Source organism: Pseudorhodoplanes sp., assembly GCF_059499825.1.
This window is the reverse complement of sequence record NZ_JCABZI010000009.1, coordinates 83,721-97,489: the sequence shown is the minus strand read 5'-3', so window position 1 is coordinate 97,489 and position 13,769 is coordinate 83,721. Positions and strand designations below refer to the sequence as shown.

Sequence of the window (13,769 nt, the reverse complement as noted above, 5' to 3'; positions counted from 1 at the left end):
CAACGTGACGCACAACATCTCCTGGTGCTCAGAGGCCGCAGGGAGGTTTGCGCATGTTCCCGCCACGTGGTCAACGATTTTGCGACACGATCGTCGAGGGCGAATTTTGATACTGACACAAGTGTGCCGCTCCAAACAAATTTTGCCCGATCGAATTCAATTGGCAAGGGGGCAAATTGGGACCGCGCTCTCAATTTGCCCCGCATCGGCAAATATTGCGATTAGCAAGCAATTCGCGAACCACATTTTGGAAGTGGTCTAGCGTGTTCGTTTTGACCGATAACGCATCACTATGAGCAGAAACATAGCGACCATCAGCCCGCTGATCGTATCGCCGAATCTTGCATACATCGTGCGGGCTGCCGCCGCTGGCAGAGGCGAATCGAGAACGCCTTCGACGCCGAGTGGAAGCTGCCTGACGATCCGTCCGTAAGGATCGACGACAGCGGAGATTCCGTTATTCGCCGCGCGAACCAGAGGCAGACCTTCCTCGATGGCGCGGACGCGAGACTGCTGAAAGTGCTGATAGGGACCGGAGCTGATCCCGAACCATGCATCGTTGGTCACGTTCAGGAGCCAGCCCGGCCGCTCTCCGGACGGGACAACCGCTCCGGGGAAGATGATTTCATAGCAAACGAGCGGCAACATGCGTGGAGCGCCGGGCACAAGGTAACTGCGGTTCCGGTCACCGGACAGAAACCCGCCCGGTAGTTTGGTAAGCTGCATCAAGCCGAGCTTCTCGAGCGCGGTCTGAAACGGAAGATACTCGCCGAACGGCACCAGATGAACCTTGTCATAGACCGACAGCACGGTGCCGTCGTGATCGATGACATAGACCGAGTTGTATGCGCGCACCGGCCTGCCGGGCGCAGGGTCCGCCGCCCGCGCGGCGCCGGTGATCAGGACCGTTCCCTGAGGCAACAATTCGGCGATCTGCGCCATCGCATCGCCTTCGCGGGTCAGAAAGAACGGGAACGCCGACTCCGGCCAGATCAGATGGGTGACGTCGCGCAGTCCGGAATTCTCGGGTCCGGTCGCGCGGTCGGAGAGCGACAGATAATGCTTCATGATCCTCTGGCGCGCCGCATAGTTGAATTTTTCGTCTTGCGCCAAATTTGGTTGCATGATCCGCAGCTGCACCTTGTCGACAAGGCGCGTCGGATTCTGCGTTAGCCGCCATGCGCCGAAGCCGGCCATTGCCGCGAGTGTCAGGACACCGATCATGAGAGGTGCGGCACGGGTGCGCGCGTCGAATTGCTCGTCGGCGAGTGTCGCGGGACTGGCAAAGATTGCGACCGCAAGAAAGGTCAGGCCCCACAACCCGAAGATCGATGCGCTCTGCGCGAGCACGAGCGGTCCGGTCAGCGCGTAGCCATAGCTATTCCAGGGGAAGCCGCTGAGCATGTGCCCCCGCAGCCATTCGGCGGCTGTCAGCGCAACCGCAAGCGCGATGACCCGCATGGCGCCGCGCGGCCAGATCAGGCGAGCGAAGGCGAAGCCGGCGGCAGTGAACAGCGCCAGGCCCGCCGGTAACGCCGTTACCGCAAATGGCAGCAGCCACCCGAACGTCTTTGCGTCGACCAGGAAGGCGTGACCCACCCAATACAGGCCGGCGAGGAAATACCCAAAGCCAAAAAACCAGCCGGCAATCGCGGCTGCCGGGACTCCGTCGAGACGGCCTGCCGCCGATCCGTCAATCAACCAGACCAGGACCGGAAAGGTCAGAAACAGGACCGGCCACAAATCGAAGGGGGCGAGTGCAAGCACCGACAGCGCGCCCGCGGCGAATGCAATGGCCGCACGGCGCCAGCCCCAGAACAGTATGACGGCGTTGGCAACGGCCCTTATGCTCACGGCTGCCGCGGACCCTTGACGGGACCGTTGTCCTGCGACGTGCTCGCCGGCGACACCGGCTTCATCGGAGCAGGCGCCGGCAATTCGCGCGGCCGGTCGCTGGACCTGCTCTTGCCGCTGTGAATGCGGACCTTCTTCACCCGGCGCGGGTCGGCATCCAGCACCTCGAATTCGAAGCCGCTCGGACCCGGTACCAACTCCCCGCGGACCGGAACGCGGCCGACCTGCGAGACCAGATAGCCGGCCAGCGTATCGACCTCGTTCAATGCTTCGCCGACGTCGAAGCCTTTCCCGACCGCTTCGATCACATCTTCCAGGCTGGCGCGCGCATCCGCGACGAACGAGCCATCGGCTTGCCGCGAGATGCCGGGTGCTTCCTCGTCGTCGTGCTCATCTTCGATATCGCCGACGATCAGTTCGACCAGATCCTCGATCGAAACGATGCCGTCGGTGCCGCCATATTCGTCGACCACCAGGGCAAGGTGAATGCGAGTGGCCTGCATCTTCGCCAGCAGGTCGATCGCCGGCATCGAAGGCGGGACGAACAGCATGGTCCGGATAATCTTGGTCTTTGAGAGCGGCATCGTCAGATCGATGGCGCTGAGGTCAAGCATGCCGTCGGTGATCTTGTCTGCGCGCTTTTCGACGGCTTCCTCCGGCGGCGGGGTCTCCGTCGTCGCGGCGGCCTTCTTCCTGCGGCGCGGTTTCGGCTTGGGCGCAATCGAGGCGCGCGCGGTCATGAAGGCGATCAGGTCGCGGATGTGGACCATGCCGACCGGATCGTCGAGCGTGTCGTCATAGGCGACCAGCCGCGAATGCCCCGCTTTCTCGAACACCTTCACCAGTTCGCCAAGCGCGATGTCCTGCTGGATCGCGACGATATGCGCGCGCGGGACCATCACGTCGTCGATGCGCCGCTCGCGCAGCCCAAGAATATTCTTGAGCATCGTGCCTTCTTCCGGCGAGAAGCCAAGCTCGCTCGGAACGCTTCCCTCCAGGAATTCCTTCAGATCGGCGCGCGTCGAACCGGATCGCCATCCGAAGATCGTGCGCATCCAGCGTGTGAACGCGCCTTCGCTCTGGTCGCGCGTCTTGGCTGCGTCGAGTGTGGCCGGAAGGCCGGTGGTACTCTGGGGTTCGGCCGTTGGGCTCGGCCGTTGCTCGGTTTCGGGCATGGCTCTGTTCCGTCAGTCCACGGACGTCTGGTCTGCATACGGGTCGGCGATGCCGAGGCCCGACAGGATTTGCGTCTCCAGATGTTCCATGCGCACGGCCTCGTCGTCGGTCTCGTGATCGAATCCGACAAGGTGAAGATAGCCGTGAACCGCCAGATGCGCGAGATGATCGGCGAAGCCCTTGTTTTCCGAAGCGGATTCAGCGGCGACCGTCTCGTAGGCAATGGCGATATCGCCGAGATGCACGTGGCCTGCGGCGGCCGGCGCCGCTGCCGATGGGAACGACAGCACGTTGGTCGGCTTGTCGATCCCCCGCCATTGCGCGTTCATCACCCGGATCGCGGCATCATCGGTCAACATGACGGCGACCGCGCCGGGCTTGCCTACGGCCTGTGCCGCGGCCTCGATCGCGCGACGAACAGTTGCATCCGCGGCGGCGAAGCCGGACCAAAGCTCGCAATCCACGACCAGATCGATATCGACCGGTGCGCTTGGGCGAAGCGATGCGGCCGCGTTCGTCATTTCGACTCGCGCGGCTTGTGTGCTGGAGCCAGCCGGTCGTAGGCGGCGACGATCTTCGCCACCAGTTCGTGACGGATCACGTCCTCGTTCTTGAAGCCGACATGGCCGATGCCCTCGACATCGGCGAGCAGACGCGTCGCCTCCGCCAGACCGGAGACCTGACCGGGCGGCAGGTCGACCTGACTGGGATCGCCGGTGACGATCATGCGGCTATTCTCGCCCAGTCGCGTGAGGAACATCTTCATCTGCATCGACGTCGTGTTCTGGGCCTCGTCGAGAATGATCACGGCGTTATGCAGCGTGCGCCCGCGCATGAAGGCGAGCGGAGCGATCTCGATCTCGTTTTCTTCCATCGCGCGTTCGACCACGCGGCGGTCCATCAGATCGAACAGCGCATCGTAGATCGGTCGCAGATACGGATCGACCTTCTCGCGCATGTCGCCGGGCAGAAAGCCGAGCCGCTCGCCGGCTTCCACCGCCGGCCGCGACAGGATGATGCGATCGACCTCCTTGCGCTCGAACAGCGAAACCGCATGCGCAACCGCGAGCCAGGTCTTGCCGGTGCCGGCAGGGCCGGTACCGAACACCAGCGAATGACGCTTGAGCGCACGGATATAGGCGTCCTGCCCCGCGGTGCGGGCGCGCACCGTGCGCTTGCGCAGCGAGATATCGGCGAAGTTCGAACGCGCCGTCGCCGGATCGTTGTCGAACAGCGAGCCTTGCGCCACCGCCTGACGGATCGCGCCCTCGACATCGCCGGCGACGATCTCGCCGCCATTCTTCAGTTGCTCGTAAAGCGACTCGAGCACCCGGCGCGCCTGGTCGCAGGCTTCACGCGTTCCCTCGATGGTGACGTGGTTCCCACGCGAGTCAGCCACCACGTCGAGCTTGCGTTCGATCAGCGCCAGATTCTGCCCGTACTGACCGAACAGCGCTGAGGCGCGCTTGTTGTCATCGAAGGCGAGCATGGTCTGTATTGCGGGTTCGTCGCTCGGCTTTGGCACGACGGGAGCACCGGTACCTGGCTTGTAATTGCGCAACGGCGTCAAGCCTCCAAAGCTGCAAGGCCGGCGCGCTGAAGCGGGCGCGTGGCCGGATCCGCAGCGAGCGTTCCAAACAGACTGAAGCGGCCGGTATCGTGGATATGCACCGGCGCGATCGTGCCGATCAGCGCTTCCGGCGCGTTCACCTGCACCGGCTGCAGATAGGGCGATTTACCGGCAATCTGGCCGGGATGACGGCCCGCTTTTTCGAACAGCACGTCGAGCGTTTGGCCGACGCAAGCCTTGTTGAAGGCTGTTGTCTGCCGATCGATCAGGTGCTGCAATTCATGCAGCCGTTCGGTCATCACGGCCTCGGGCACCTGGCCTTCCATCTCGGCGGCGGGGGTGCCGGGGCGCGGCGAATACTTGAACGAGAATGCTCCCGAGAAGCCGACCTCCGCAATCAACGCCATGGTGTCGGCAAAATCGCGGTCGGTCTCGCCGGGAAAGCCGACGATGAAATCCGAGGTAAAGGCGAGTGCCGGCTGGGCGCCGCGCAGCCGTTCGATGACCCGCAGATAATCGTCGCGCGTGTGCTTTCGGTTCATCGCGTCGAGAATGCGGTCCGAGCCCGATTGCACCGGCAGATGCAGTTGCGGCATCAGTTCGGGAAGATCGCAGTGCACGGCGATCAGGCTGTCGTCGACGTCCCGCGGATGGCTTGTGGTGTATCGCAGCCGGTCGATGCCGGGGATTTGCGCGAGCCGATAGAACAACTGCGCCAGCGTGAACGTCTGACCGTCCGGCGCTTCGCCATGATAGGCGTTCACGTTCTGGCCGATCACGGTGATCTCGCGGATGCCGGCATCGGCGAGACGCTCCGCTTCCGCAACGATCTTGCTGACGGGTCGAGAAACCTCGGCGCCGCGCGTATACGGCACGACGCAGAAGGTGCAGAACTTGTCGCAACCTTCCTGGATGGTGAGGAAAGCGGTAACGCCGCGCGCGCGCATCGCTTCCCGCGTCGGGTTTTTCAGAAAATTGAATTTGTCTTCCGCCGGAAACTCGGTCTCGACCGGACGTTCGCCGCGCGCGGCCTGTTCGAGAAGCGCGGGAAGGCGGTGATAGCTCTGCGGCCCGACCACCAGATCGACCACTGGTGCCCGCCGCATGATCTCGGCGCCTTCCGCCTGGGCGACACAGCCGGCGACTGCGATCGTCACCTGGCGCCCGGCCTTCGCCGCTTCCTCTTTCAGGACCCGCAGGCGGCCGATCTCCGAATAGACCTTCTCTGCGGCCTTTTCTCGAATGTGACAGGTATTCAGCACGACAAGGTCGGCGTCGGCGACGTCGCCTGTTTCGGCAAACCCGTCCGGGGCCAGCATGTCCGCCATACGAAGCGAGTCGTAGGCATTCATCTGGCAGCCATAGGACTTGATATGGAGCTTACGGGGTCCGGTCATACCGCGTTGCGGGGCGCTGTCGGCGCGAGGGGCGTCAACTGTCCTGATCCTTGCGTGCAAATGCCACAGGCATACCGGGGTTCCTCGAACCGTCCCCTCTTACATCCAAACCGGCCAAAATGGAATTCGCCGCTGTTACGGACGGCCGTATTTTGCCGGCCGGACTGGAAATAGCCCAGATTTTAGACGGTTCAAGGGCCGCCCGGCGCGATGCCGGTGGCTAGCCGGCCTTGTCGTCCTTCAGCGGTATCGCATAGAGCTCCAGCCGGTGGTCGACCAGCTTGTAGCCCAGTTTGCGGGCAACCTCGGCCTGCAGCCGCTCGATCTCTTCGGACTGGAACTCGATCACCTCGCCGGTGCGCAGGTTGATCAGATGGTCGTGGTGCGCGTCCGAAATCTGCTCGAAGCGCGCGCGGCCCTCGCGGAAGTCATGCCGTTCGATAATGCCGGAATCCTCGAACAGCTTTACGGTCCGGTATACGGTCGAGATCGAAATGCGGTCATCGATTTTCGCACAGCGGCGATACAATTCCTCGACGTCCGGATGATCGTCGGAATCGTTCAGCACGCGCGCGATGGTGCGGCGCTGCTCGGTCATGCGCATGCCCTGCTCGGCGCAGCGCGCTTCGATATTGGTCAATTGTGTCAGGTTCGAAGCCTTGCCGACCACGTCTGTCTCCGATCGTTAGCGCATTGTAGTCAGCCCGCCGGAATCCGTCCATTGCCCTTGCGGTCACATCAGATTTCGTCGCAGCACCAGCGCGGTAGCGGGCTCTCCCGTTGGATTCGGGTAATACCCTTTGCGTCGTCCGGCTTCGACAAATCCGGCGCGGCGATAAAGCCGCAGCGCCGAAACGTTTCCTTCGTCGACTTCCAGAAAGACCGTGCGAACGCCGAGTGCCGCCAGACGGCCGAGATGGTGACGCAGAAGCGCGCGCGCAACCGCGCGGCCGCGATAGGTCTGAGCAACGGCGACCGACAGGATTTCTGCTTCGTCGGCGGCCATGCGCGACATCACGAAGCCTGCGACGTTGCGCCCGATCGTGGCCCGATGCGACACGACATTGCGGTCGAGCAGCATGCCTTCGATCTCGCCGTCGCTCCAGCCGCGGCGAAACGATGCCGCATGAATTTGCGCGATAGCAGCAACGTCGCGCGCCGCCGCGTCGGAGACGATCGGCGGACGGGCCGGCGAGAACATGTCGAACAGCCATCTCATCAGCGGCGCGACAGAATTGATGCGGTTTGCGGATGCGCGTCGGGAGGACGCAGATAGAGCGGCTTCGGCAGCGCCTCGCGCGGAAGTGCTTCCGCACCAAGACGTGCGACCCAGTTTATGTCAGGAGCGCGTCGTTCGTCGATTGGCGGTAGGTGCATGGGATCCGGCCAGATATCGGCCATCATCCGGGCTCCGGATCCCACCAGCCGTGCCGACGCGCCTGCCGCTGCATGCGCCGCATCCTCGACCGGAATGATTCGCGGTGACAGCAGCACGCGGCCCTGCGCGCCATAGAGTTCGAAATAGACGTGGCGATGACGGCCGTCGATCGCGGCTGCGACGGGAATTTTCGGTTCCGCTGCGATATATGGTGCCGCAAGCGCTGCCAGCGTGGTGATACCGACGACCTCCTTCTTAGCAGCGAGCGCGATGCCGCGGGCGGCGGCGATGCCAACGCGCAGACCTGTGAAGCTGCCCGGCCCAACCGTCACCGCGATGCGGTCTAATGCGAAGAAGTCGAGCCCCGCTTCGCGCATGATGCGCTCGACCAGCGGCATCGATGCTTCCGCATGGCCGCGCGCCATGATTTCGGATTCGGCAGCAAGCATCGCCTGCTGACCGGAATCGAAAATTGCGGCCGAGCAGGCTTCAAGCGCAGTATCGATGGCAAGGACGAGCATGCTGCCAACTATAGTCGTCCCAGCGAAGCGGACCCAGGCTCAGAGCGGTTGCTGAAACCCCGCGGGTTCGTGGAGACAAGCCTCAGACCGGGCGGACTTCGGTGACGTCCGGCACGAAATGCCGCAGCAAATTCTGGATGCCATGTTTCAACGTTGCGGTCGAGGACGGACAGCCGGAGCACGCGCCCTTCATCGACAGGAAGACAACGCCTTCCTTGAAGCCACGGAAGGTGATGTCGCCGCCATCGTTGGCGACCGCCGGACGAACGCGGGTTTCGATCAGTTCCTTGATGGTCTTGACTGTTTCCGCGTCGGCTGCGTCGAAAAACTCGGCTTCGTCGGAGTCGCCAGCCTCTTCGCCGTCCCGCAGGAGCGGGGCGCCCGACATGTAATGCTCCATGATCGCGCCCAGGATCAGCGGCTTCAACTGTTGCCACTCGCCGTCGCTCTTGGTCACGGTGATGAAATCGGAACCGAAGAACACGCCGCTGACATTCGGGACGTCGAACAGCTTTTCCGCCAGAGGCGACTTCGCCGCCTGCTCGCGGCTGGTCATTTCCAGCGTGCCGTCCAGCACAGTCCGGCCGGGCAGGAATTTCAGCGTTGCCGGGTTCGGCGTCACTTCGGTCTGAATAAACATCGAATCCGCTCCAGGGAGGCCGGTTCGCAGGCCTGTTCCCGCTATAGATGGCGTTTTGGCGGGCGAGGTCAACCGGCAAGCGGCGCCCGGGCAAGCCCTTTCCGGTCAGGACAGGGCGTCCAGTTCCTCGTCGGAAAGATGGCCGGGTACGATCGCAACCGGGATCGGAAATTCGCCGGCTGTCCGCGCGATGGCCGAGACCAAGGGGCCCGGGCCTTCTTTAGCGGTTCCGGCCGCCAGGATGAGGATGGCGATATCCTCGTCCTCCTCGATCAGCTTGAGAAGCTGCTCGATCCACGAGCCTTCCCGGATGACCCGGTCCGGCGTGAGCCCGGCGATGCCATTGGCGCGCCCGGCGGCGCGGTCGAGCGCTTCGTTGGCCTCCTCATAGGCCTCCGCGCGCATGATGTCGGCGACGCCAAGCCATTGCTGGTTGCGGTCCTCGATGTCGATGACGCGCAGCATGATCATGTCGACGCCGATGCGCGAGACGCGGCGCGCCGCGTAATAGATGGCGCGATCGCATTCCGGCGAATCGTCCACGACGACGAGATATTTCGGCTTGTGGCCGGATTCGTAGGAGCGGCGTCGGCGGCTCATCGGCTATCCCCCCGCGCAATGGATGGTGGCACGGCGCGCGCCGGCATGACAAGGACGGGCAACGCGGCTTCCAATCTGCGAACGGATTCAGCGCCGTACAAGACCGACGATGTCCTTGACAGAGATCATTGTCTTCGCTGCAAGCGCTCGGGCGCGATCGGAACCGTCGGCCAGAACCGAATCGATATAGGCCGGATCGGCGACCAGCCGCTTCATCTCGCCGCCGATCGGACCGAGTTTGGTGACCGCCAGATCGACCAGCGACGACTTGAACGCGGAAAATTGCGCGCCGCCGAATTCGCGAAGAACGTCGGCCTTGCTGGTACCATTGAGTGCGGCATAGATGCCGACAAGATTGTCGGCCTCCGGGCGCGGCTCGAGCCCTTTTTCCTCGCTCGGCAGCGGCTCGGGATCGGTCTTCGCCTTGCGAATCTTCTGCGCGATCGCGTCGGCGTCGTCGGTGAGGTTGATGCGTGAATAATCGGAGGCGTCGGACTTCGACATTTTCTTCGAGCCATCACGCAACGACATCACACGTGTTGCCGGTCCCTGGATCAGTGGCTCGGGCTGCGGGAAAAACATGTCGCCGAAGCCATGCTTGGCGATCGAAGCCGCATAGTCGTTGTTGAATTTCTGCGCGATGTCGCGCGACAATTCGAGATGCTGCTTCTGGTCCTCGCCGACGGGAACATGGGTCGCGCGATAGACCAGAATGTCAGCCGCCATCAGCGTCGGATAGGCGAACAGCCCGACCGAGACATTCTCGCGATCCTTGCCGGCCTTTTCCTTGAACTGGGTCATGCGGTTCAGCCAGCCCATGCGGGCGATGCAGTTGAACACCCAGGCAAGCTCCGCGTGTTCGGCGACTTGACTCTGGTTGAAGACGATGTGCTTTTTCGGATCGATGCCGCAGGCGATGAACGCGGCCGTGACCTCGCGGATCGCGCGCGGCAATTCTTCCGGATCCTGCCAGGTAGTGATGGCATGCAGATCGACGACGCAATAGATGCAATCAAAATTATTCTGCAACTCGACGAACTTGACGATGGCGCCAAGATAATTGCCGAGATGCAGGTTTCCGGTCGGCTGCACGCCGGAAAATACCAGTTGTTTGAAAGCCATGTCGGTGTCCGCGGGGTGGCGTGCGCGATCGGGAAATTCGGTCCGGTCCTGCGTCCGACCGCGCATCGATGGAAAAGCCGCGCGTGCATGCCACGGCGCGGCGGCGCATGGCAAGGCCTTCAGCCGCGCCGGAACAGAGCGCGCCATTCATGCGGCCGCACGATCCCGGACAGCCACAGGCAGGCGGCATAGACCGCGAGGCTGAAACCGATCACGCCGCCCAGCAGAGCAACCTGCGTTAGACGGCTTTCGAGCAGCGACAGGTTCAGGAACTCTGCCATGAGGCGCGCGAACAGCCCCATGACCAGCGCCGAGGCGAAAATCAGGATCAGCCGGCGCCATTCTCCCCAACCGAAATGGAGCATGCCGCGCCGTTCCGCGAGCAGCCACAGCATCGCGGCGCTGAGCCATCCGGACAGCCCGACCGACAACGCGATACCGGTCGGCCTGCCGATCGCCATGAAGATGATGCTGCCGGCAAGGGCCGCGACCAAGCCGATACCGGCGGCGATCATCGGCGTGCGGGTATCTTCGCGGGCGAAAAAGATCGGCGACAGCGCCTTTACAAGAACATGGCCGGGCAGCCCGATTGCGAGCGCGCTGAGCATCGCCGATGTCGAATTGCTGTCCAGTATCGTGAAGGCGCCGCGCTCGAACAGGATGCGCACGATCGGCGATGCCAGTAATGCCAGCGCAATGGCCGCCGGCAAAGCAAGCCCAAGCGCCATCTCGATGCCATGCCGAATGGTGCGAGGCGCCAGTTCGCCGTCGTCGCCGCGCATCGCGTGAGTGAGTGCTGGCGTCATGACCGTGCCGATCGCGATGCCGACGATGCCGAGTGGCAATTCGACCAGGCGATTGGCGTAGTACAGCCAGGACACCGCTCCCGGCCAGTCCGACGCCACCATCACCGCGACGATCATGGTGAGTTGCGGGATGCCGCTCGCGATCAATCCCGGAATCGCGAGCGCGGCAAAGCGTCTGGCTTCGCCAGGGGGAAGAAATCCCAGCGGCGTCGATTTTTCAGGACCGATCCAGACCGCGCATGCCACCAGGGCCAACTGGCACAGGCCGGCACAGGCGATTGAGAACGCAACGATGCGCGCGGAGGCATCGCTGTCGCCGGCGCGTGCAAGGAAAATCCCGGCAAGCGCCGTCAGGATGACGACATTGAATATCACCGCGGCGAGTGCAGCCGTGTGGAAGCGGTGATTGGCGTTGAGGACACCCATCAGGACCGCGACCGGACCGGCCAGCACGAGATAGGGCAGCATCAGACGAGACAACTCGATCGACAGGCTCAGCGACTGCGGGCGATCGGCAAAGCCGGGCGCCAGCGCTAGCATCAAAAGCGGCATGGCGAAGGCGAGCACGAGTGACACGCCGAGCGATGCCACCGTGACGGTGCCGATCAGTCTCCCGGCAAAGGCGCCCGCTGCGTCCTCACCGCCTTCGTCGCGCCGGCGCAGATAGAGCGGCACGAAGGCTGCGTTCAGCGCGCCTTCGGTCAGCAGCCGCCGGATCAGGTTCGAAAACTGGAACGCGACCACGAACGCGTCGGCGCGCGCGCTGGCGCCGAACAGCGCTGCGATCGTCACGTCGCGGACGAATCCGAGCACGCGCGAGGCGAGCGTCGCTGCGCCGACGATGGCGACGTTCCGGGCGATCGACATCCTTACCTGGCCTTTGGGATAGAGCCCCTCCGGGTCCCACTTTAGCGGGCGAAACGAGGTGCGGTCACGCGCGCGCTTGGATTTGCCCTCCCGGGATGCATCGCTATAGTGCGCCGCCCTTCGCCATGAGGCATTGACGCATTTTCTGCACGAAACCGGTATGCACGTCGCGCGAAAGCGCCATGAGAGGAACCATTGATGACTGCTCCCCGCTACGACGTTCTTGGAATCGGCAATGCGATTGTCGATGTCATTGCCCGCGCCGAGGACGATTTCCTGATCAAGCAGAACATGCAGAAGGGGGGCATGGCCCTGATCGACGAGGCGCGCGCCAGCGCGATCTACGAGGCGATGGGCCCGGCAACCGAAAGCTCCGGCGGCTCCGCGGCCAACACCATTGCAGGCATCGCGAGCCTCGGTGGCAAGGCCGCATTTGTCGGCAAGGTACGCGATGACGTGCTGGGCAAGGTGTTTGCCCATGACATCGGCGCACTCGGCGTCGGCTTCGATACGCCGCGCGCCAATGACGGCCCCTCGACCGCGCGCTGCTACATCATGGTGACGCCGGACGGCGAGCGCACGATGAACACCTATCTCGGCGCGGCGCAGAACCTGTCGCCGGCCGATATCGACCCGAAGCTGATCGGCGATGCGGCCATCACCTATCTCGAAGGCTATCTCTGGGACCCGCCGCACGCCAAGGAAGCGTTCCTGAAGGCATCGAAGGCCGCGCACGACGCCGGACGCATGGTGGCGCTAACGCTGTCCGATGCGTTCTGCGTGGGTCGCTATCGCGACGAGTTCCTCAAGCTGATGCGCGACAACACCGTCGATCTCGTGTTCGCGAACGAAGCGGAGCTGAAGAGCCTGTATGAAACCTCCGATTTCGATTCTGGCGTCACGGCTATCCGGAACGACGTGAAGCTCGCAGTGGTCACGCGCAGCGAGAAGGGCTGCGTGGTGGTCAGCAAGGACAAGACGCTGGCGGTGCCGGCGGCGCCGATCGACAATCTCGTCGACACCACCGGGGCGGGTGACCTGTTCGCGGCCGGCTTCCTGTACGGGCTTGCGACTGGGCGCGACCATGCGGCCTGCGGCAAGCTGGCTGCACTCGCGGCGGCGGAAGTGATCCAGCATATCGGCGCGCGTCCCGCGGTCTCGCTGAAGGCGCTGGCGCAGGAAAACGGTCTGCTCTGAAAACACGAAGGGCGCGGGTTTGTCCCGCGCCCTCGTTACTGAATTCCGATTGCCGGGCGGTTCAGGACTGCCAGGCAAAGGCGACCTTATCCAGCACCTTGGTGCCGAACCGCTCCGATGAGCGCGCCACTGCGCGTCCGCCCAGCGCGCGATAGAATTCCACCGCCGGATCGTTGTCGGAGAGCGCCCAGATCACCAGGCTCTTCAATCCGCTTTGCGCAAGGTCGCGCCGCGCCGCAGTGAACAGGCGACGGCCGAAGCCGAGCCCCTGGAATTCCGGCTTCAGATAAAGCTCATAGATCTCGCCGTCGTAATACAGGCTGCGTGCACGGTTGCGGCCGTAATTGGCGTAGCCGGCGATCGTATCGCCGAACTGCATCAGCGCGATGCGGCTGCCCTTGCGGATGGCGGAGTGCCACCATTCCGGGCCGCGGCGATTGACCAGCTTTGTGAGTTCGGTGCCGGGAATGATGCCCTGGTACGCTGCGTGCCATGCTTCGTCATGAGCGACCGCCACGTCGCTTGCATCCGAAGGCTTTGCGCGTCGAATCTCGATAAGGGTCGTGCTCATGGACACCATAAGAGCAAGCGCCGACTCGCCGTTCAAGCCCCATGATTAACGATCGGTAAAGGTGTGGACT

General features: G+C 63.4%; 14 protein-coding genes. 1 reads left to right on the top strand and 13 read right to left on the bottom strand.

Features of this window, described 5'->3' with window-relative positions:
• Positions 1–258: 258 nt before the first annotated feature.
• From lnt to murJ, 12 genes are all read right to left on the bottom strand, one after another.
• Positions 259–1,854: an apolipoprotein N-acyltransferase gene (gene lnt, locus AC5I5I_RS11905; RefSeq protein ID WP_495973196.1), complete on the bottom strand. Its 1,596-nt coding sequence runs from the start codon at positions 1,852–1,854 to the stop codon at positions 259–261.
• Positions 1,851–3,029 (bottom strand): transporter associated domain-containing protein, encoded by a 1,179-nt coding sequence (locus AC5I5I_RS11900; protein ID WP_495973194.1) that lies wholly within the window; start codon positions 3,027–3,029, stop codon positions 1,851–1,853. Before AC5I5I_RS11900 ends, lnt begins: the two co-directional genes overlap by 4 nt.
• Before the next feature lie 12 nt (positions 3,030–3,041).
• Positions 3,042–3,551 carry an rRNA maturation RNase YbeY gene (gene ybeY / locus AC5I5I_RS11895; RefSeq protein ID WP_495973192.1) on the bottom strand — a complete coding sequence of 170 codons (510 nt, stop codon included), beginning with the start codon at positions 3,549–3,551 and terminating at the stop codon, positions 3,042–3,044.
• Positions 3,548–4,519, bottom strand: a complete 972-nt coding sequence (locus tag AC5I5I_RS11890) for a PhoH family protein (protein WP_495973880.1) — start codon at positions 4,517–4,519, stop codon at positions 3,548–3,550. Before AC5I5I_RS11890 ends, ybeY begins: the two co-directional genes overlap by 4 nt.
• A 77-nt stretch (positions 4,520–4,596) precedes the next feature.
• The gene (gene miaB, locus AC5I5I_RS11885; protein WP_495973190.1) at positions 4,597–5,997 is read right to left on the bottom strand and encodes a tRNA (N6-isopentenyl adenosine(37)-C2)-methylthiotransferase MiaB; all 1,401 of its coding nucleotides are present in this window, start codon (positions 5,995–5,997) and stop codon (positions 4,597–4,599) included.
• A 220-nt stretch (positions 5,998–6,217) separates the two neighbouring features.
• The gene (locus AC5I5I_RS11880; RefSeq protein WP_495973878.1) at positions 6,218–6,601 is read right to left on the bottom strand and encodes a Fur family transcriptional regulator; all 384 of its coding nucleotides are present in this window, start codon (positions 6,599–6,601) and stop codon (positions 6,218–6,220) included.
• Between the two features lie 129 nt (positions 6,602–6,730).
• Positions 6,731–7,216 carry a ribosomal protein S18-alanine N-acetyltransferase gene (gene rimI, locus AC5I5I_RS11875; RefSeq protein WP_495973188.1) on the bottom strand — a complete coding sequence of 162 codons (486 nt, stop codon included), beginning with the start codon at positions 7,214–7,216 and terminating at the stop codon, positions 6,731–6,733.
• Positions 7,216–7,896 (bottom strand): tRNA (adenosine(37)-N6)-threonylcarbamoyltransferase complex dimerization subunit type 1 TsaB, encoded by a 681-nt coding sequence (gene tsaB / locus AC5I5I_RS11870; RefSeq protein ID WP_495973186.1) that lies wholly within the window; start codon positions 7,894–7,896, stop codon positions 7,216–7,218. Before tsaB ends, rimI begins: the two co-directional genes overlap by 1 nt.
• A gap of 82 nt (positions 7,897–7,978) precedes the next feature.
• Positions 7,979–8,536, bottom strand: coding sequence for a NifU family protein (locus AC5I5I_RS11865; protein ID WP_495973184.1), 558 nt, complete (start codon positions 8,534–8,536; stop codon positions 7,979–7,981).
• Positions 8,537–8,641: 105 nt separating this feature from the next.
• Positions 8,642–9,136 carry a universal stress protein gene (locus AC5I5I_RS11860; RefSeq protein ID WP_495973182.1) on the bottom strand — a complete coding sequence of 165 codons (495 nt, stop codon included), beginning with the start codon at positions 9,134–9,136 and terminating at the stop codon, positions 8,642–8,644.
• Positions 9,137–9,223: 87 nt separating this feature from the next.
• A complete protein-coding gene (trpS, locus tag AC5I5I_RS11855) occupies positions 9,224–10,258 on the bottom strand; it encodes a tryptophan--tRNA ligase (RefSeq protein ID WP_495973180.1) in 1,035 nt (344 codons plus the stop codon).
• A 119-nt stretch (positions 10,259–10,377) separates the two neighbouring features.
• Positions 10,378–11,931: a murein biosynthesis integral membrane protein MurJ gene (murJ, locus tag AC5I5I_RS11850; RefSeq protein ID WP_495973178.1), complete on the bottom strand. Its 1,554-nt coding sequence runs from the start codon at positions 11,929–11,931 to the stop codon at positions 10,378–10,380.
• 198 nt (positions 11,932–12,129) lie between these two features.
• Here murJ and AC5I5I_RS11845 point away from each other — a divergent pair, with 198 nt between their 5' ends.
• The gene (locus AC5I5I_RS11845; protein WP_495973176.1) at positions 12,130–13,128 is read left to right on the top strand and encodes an adenosine kinase; all 999 of its coding nucleotides are present in this window, start codon (positions 12,130–12,132) and stop codon (positions 13,126–13,128) included.
• Positions 13,129–13,189: 61 nt separating this feature from the next.
• Here AC5I5I_RS11845 and AC5I5I_RS11840 read toward each other — a convergent pair whose 3' ends face one another.
• Positions 13,190–13,699: a GNAT family N-acetyltransferase gene (locus AC5I5I_RS11840; RefSeq protein WP_495973174.1), complete on the bottom strand. Its 510-nt coding sequence runs from the start codon at positions 13,697–13,699 to the stop codon at positions 13,190–13,192.
• Positions 13,700–13,769 lie beyond the last annotated feature (70 nt).

What these genes read in the sequence shown, in the direction of transcription:
- murJ (WP_495973178.1), bottom strand. Translation starts at nt 11,931, where the DNA reads ATGTCGATCGCCCGGAACGTCGCCATCGTCGGCGCAGCGACGCTCGCC.
- AC5I5I_RS11880 (WP_495973878.1), bottom strand. Translation starts at nt 6,601, where the DNA reads ATGCGCATGACCGAGCAGCGCCGCACCATCGCGCGCGTGCTGAACGAT.
- tsaB (WP_495973186.1), bottom strand. Translation starts at nt 7,896, where the DNA reads ATGCTCGTCCTTGCCATCGATACTGCGCTTGAAGCCTGCTCGGCCGCA.
- AC5I5I_RS11900 (WP_495973194.1), bottom strand. Translation starts at nt 3,029, where the DNA reads ATGCCCGAAACCGAGCAACGGCCGAGCCCAACGGCCGAACCCCAGAGT.
- rimI (WP_495973188.1), bottom strand. Translation starts at nt 7,216, where the DNA reads ATGAGATGGCTGTTCGACATGTTCTCGCCGGCCCGTCCGCCGATCGTC.
- AC5I5I_RS11865 (WP_495973184.1), bottom strand. Translation starts at nt 8,536, where the DNA reads ATGTTTATTCAGACCGAAGTGACGCCGAACCCGGCAACGCTGAAATTC.
- AC5I5I_RS11845 (WP_495973176.1), top strand. Translation starts at nt 12,130, where the DNA reads ATGACTGCTCCCCGCTACGACGTTCTTGGAATCGGCAATGCGATTGTC.
- miaB (WP_495973190.1), bottom strand. Translation starts at nt 5,997, where the DNA reads ATGACCGGACCCCGTAAGCTCCATATCAAGTCCTATGGCTGCCAGATG.
- ybeY (WP_495973192.1), bottom strand. Translation starts at nt 3,551, where the DNA reads ATGACGAACGCGGCCGCATCGCTTCGCCCAAGCGCACCGGTCGATATC.
- AC5I5I_RS11890 (WP_495973880.1), bottom strand. Translation starts at nt 4,519, where the DNA reads ATGCTCGCCTTCGATGACAACAAGCGCGCCTCAGCGCTGTTCGGTCAG.
- trpS (WP_495973180.1), bottom strand. Translation starts at nt 10,258, where the DNA reads ATGGCTTTCAAACAACTGGTATTTTCCGGCGTGCAGCCGACCGGAAAC.
- AC5I5I_RS11860 (WP_495973182.1), bottom strand. Translation starts at nt 9,136, where the DNA reads ATGAGCCGCCGACGCCGCTCCTACGAATCCGGCCACAAGCCGAAATAT.
- AC5I5I_RS11840 (WP_495973174.1), bottom strand. Translation starts at nt 13,699, where the DNA reads ATGAGCACGACCCTTATCGAGATTCGACGCGCAAAGCCTTCGGATGCA.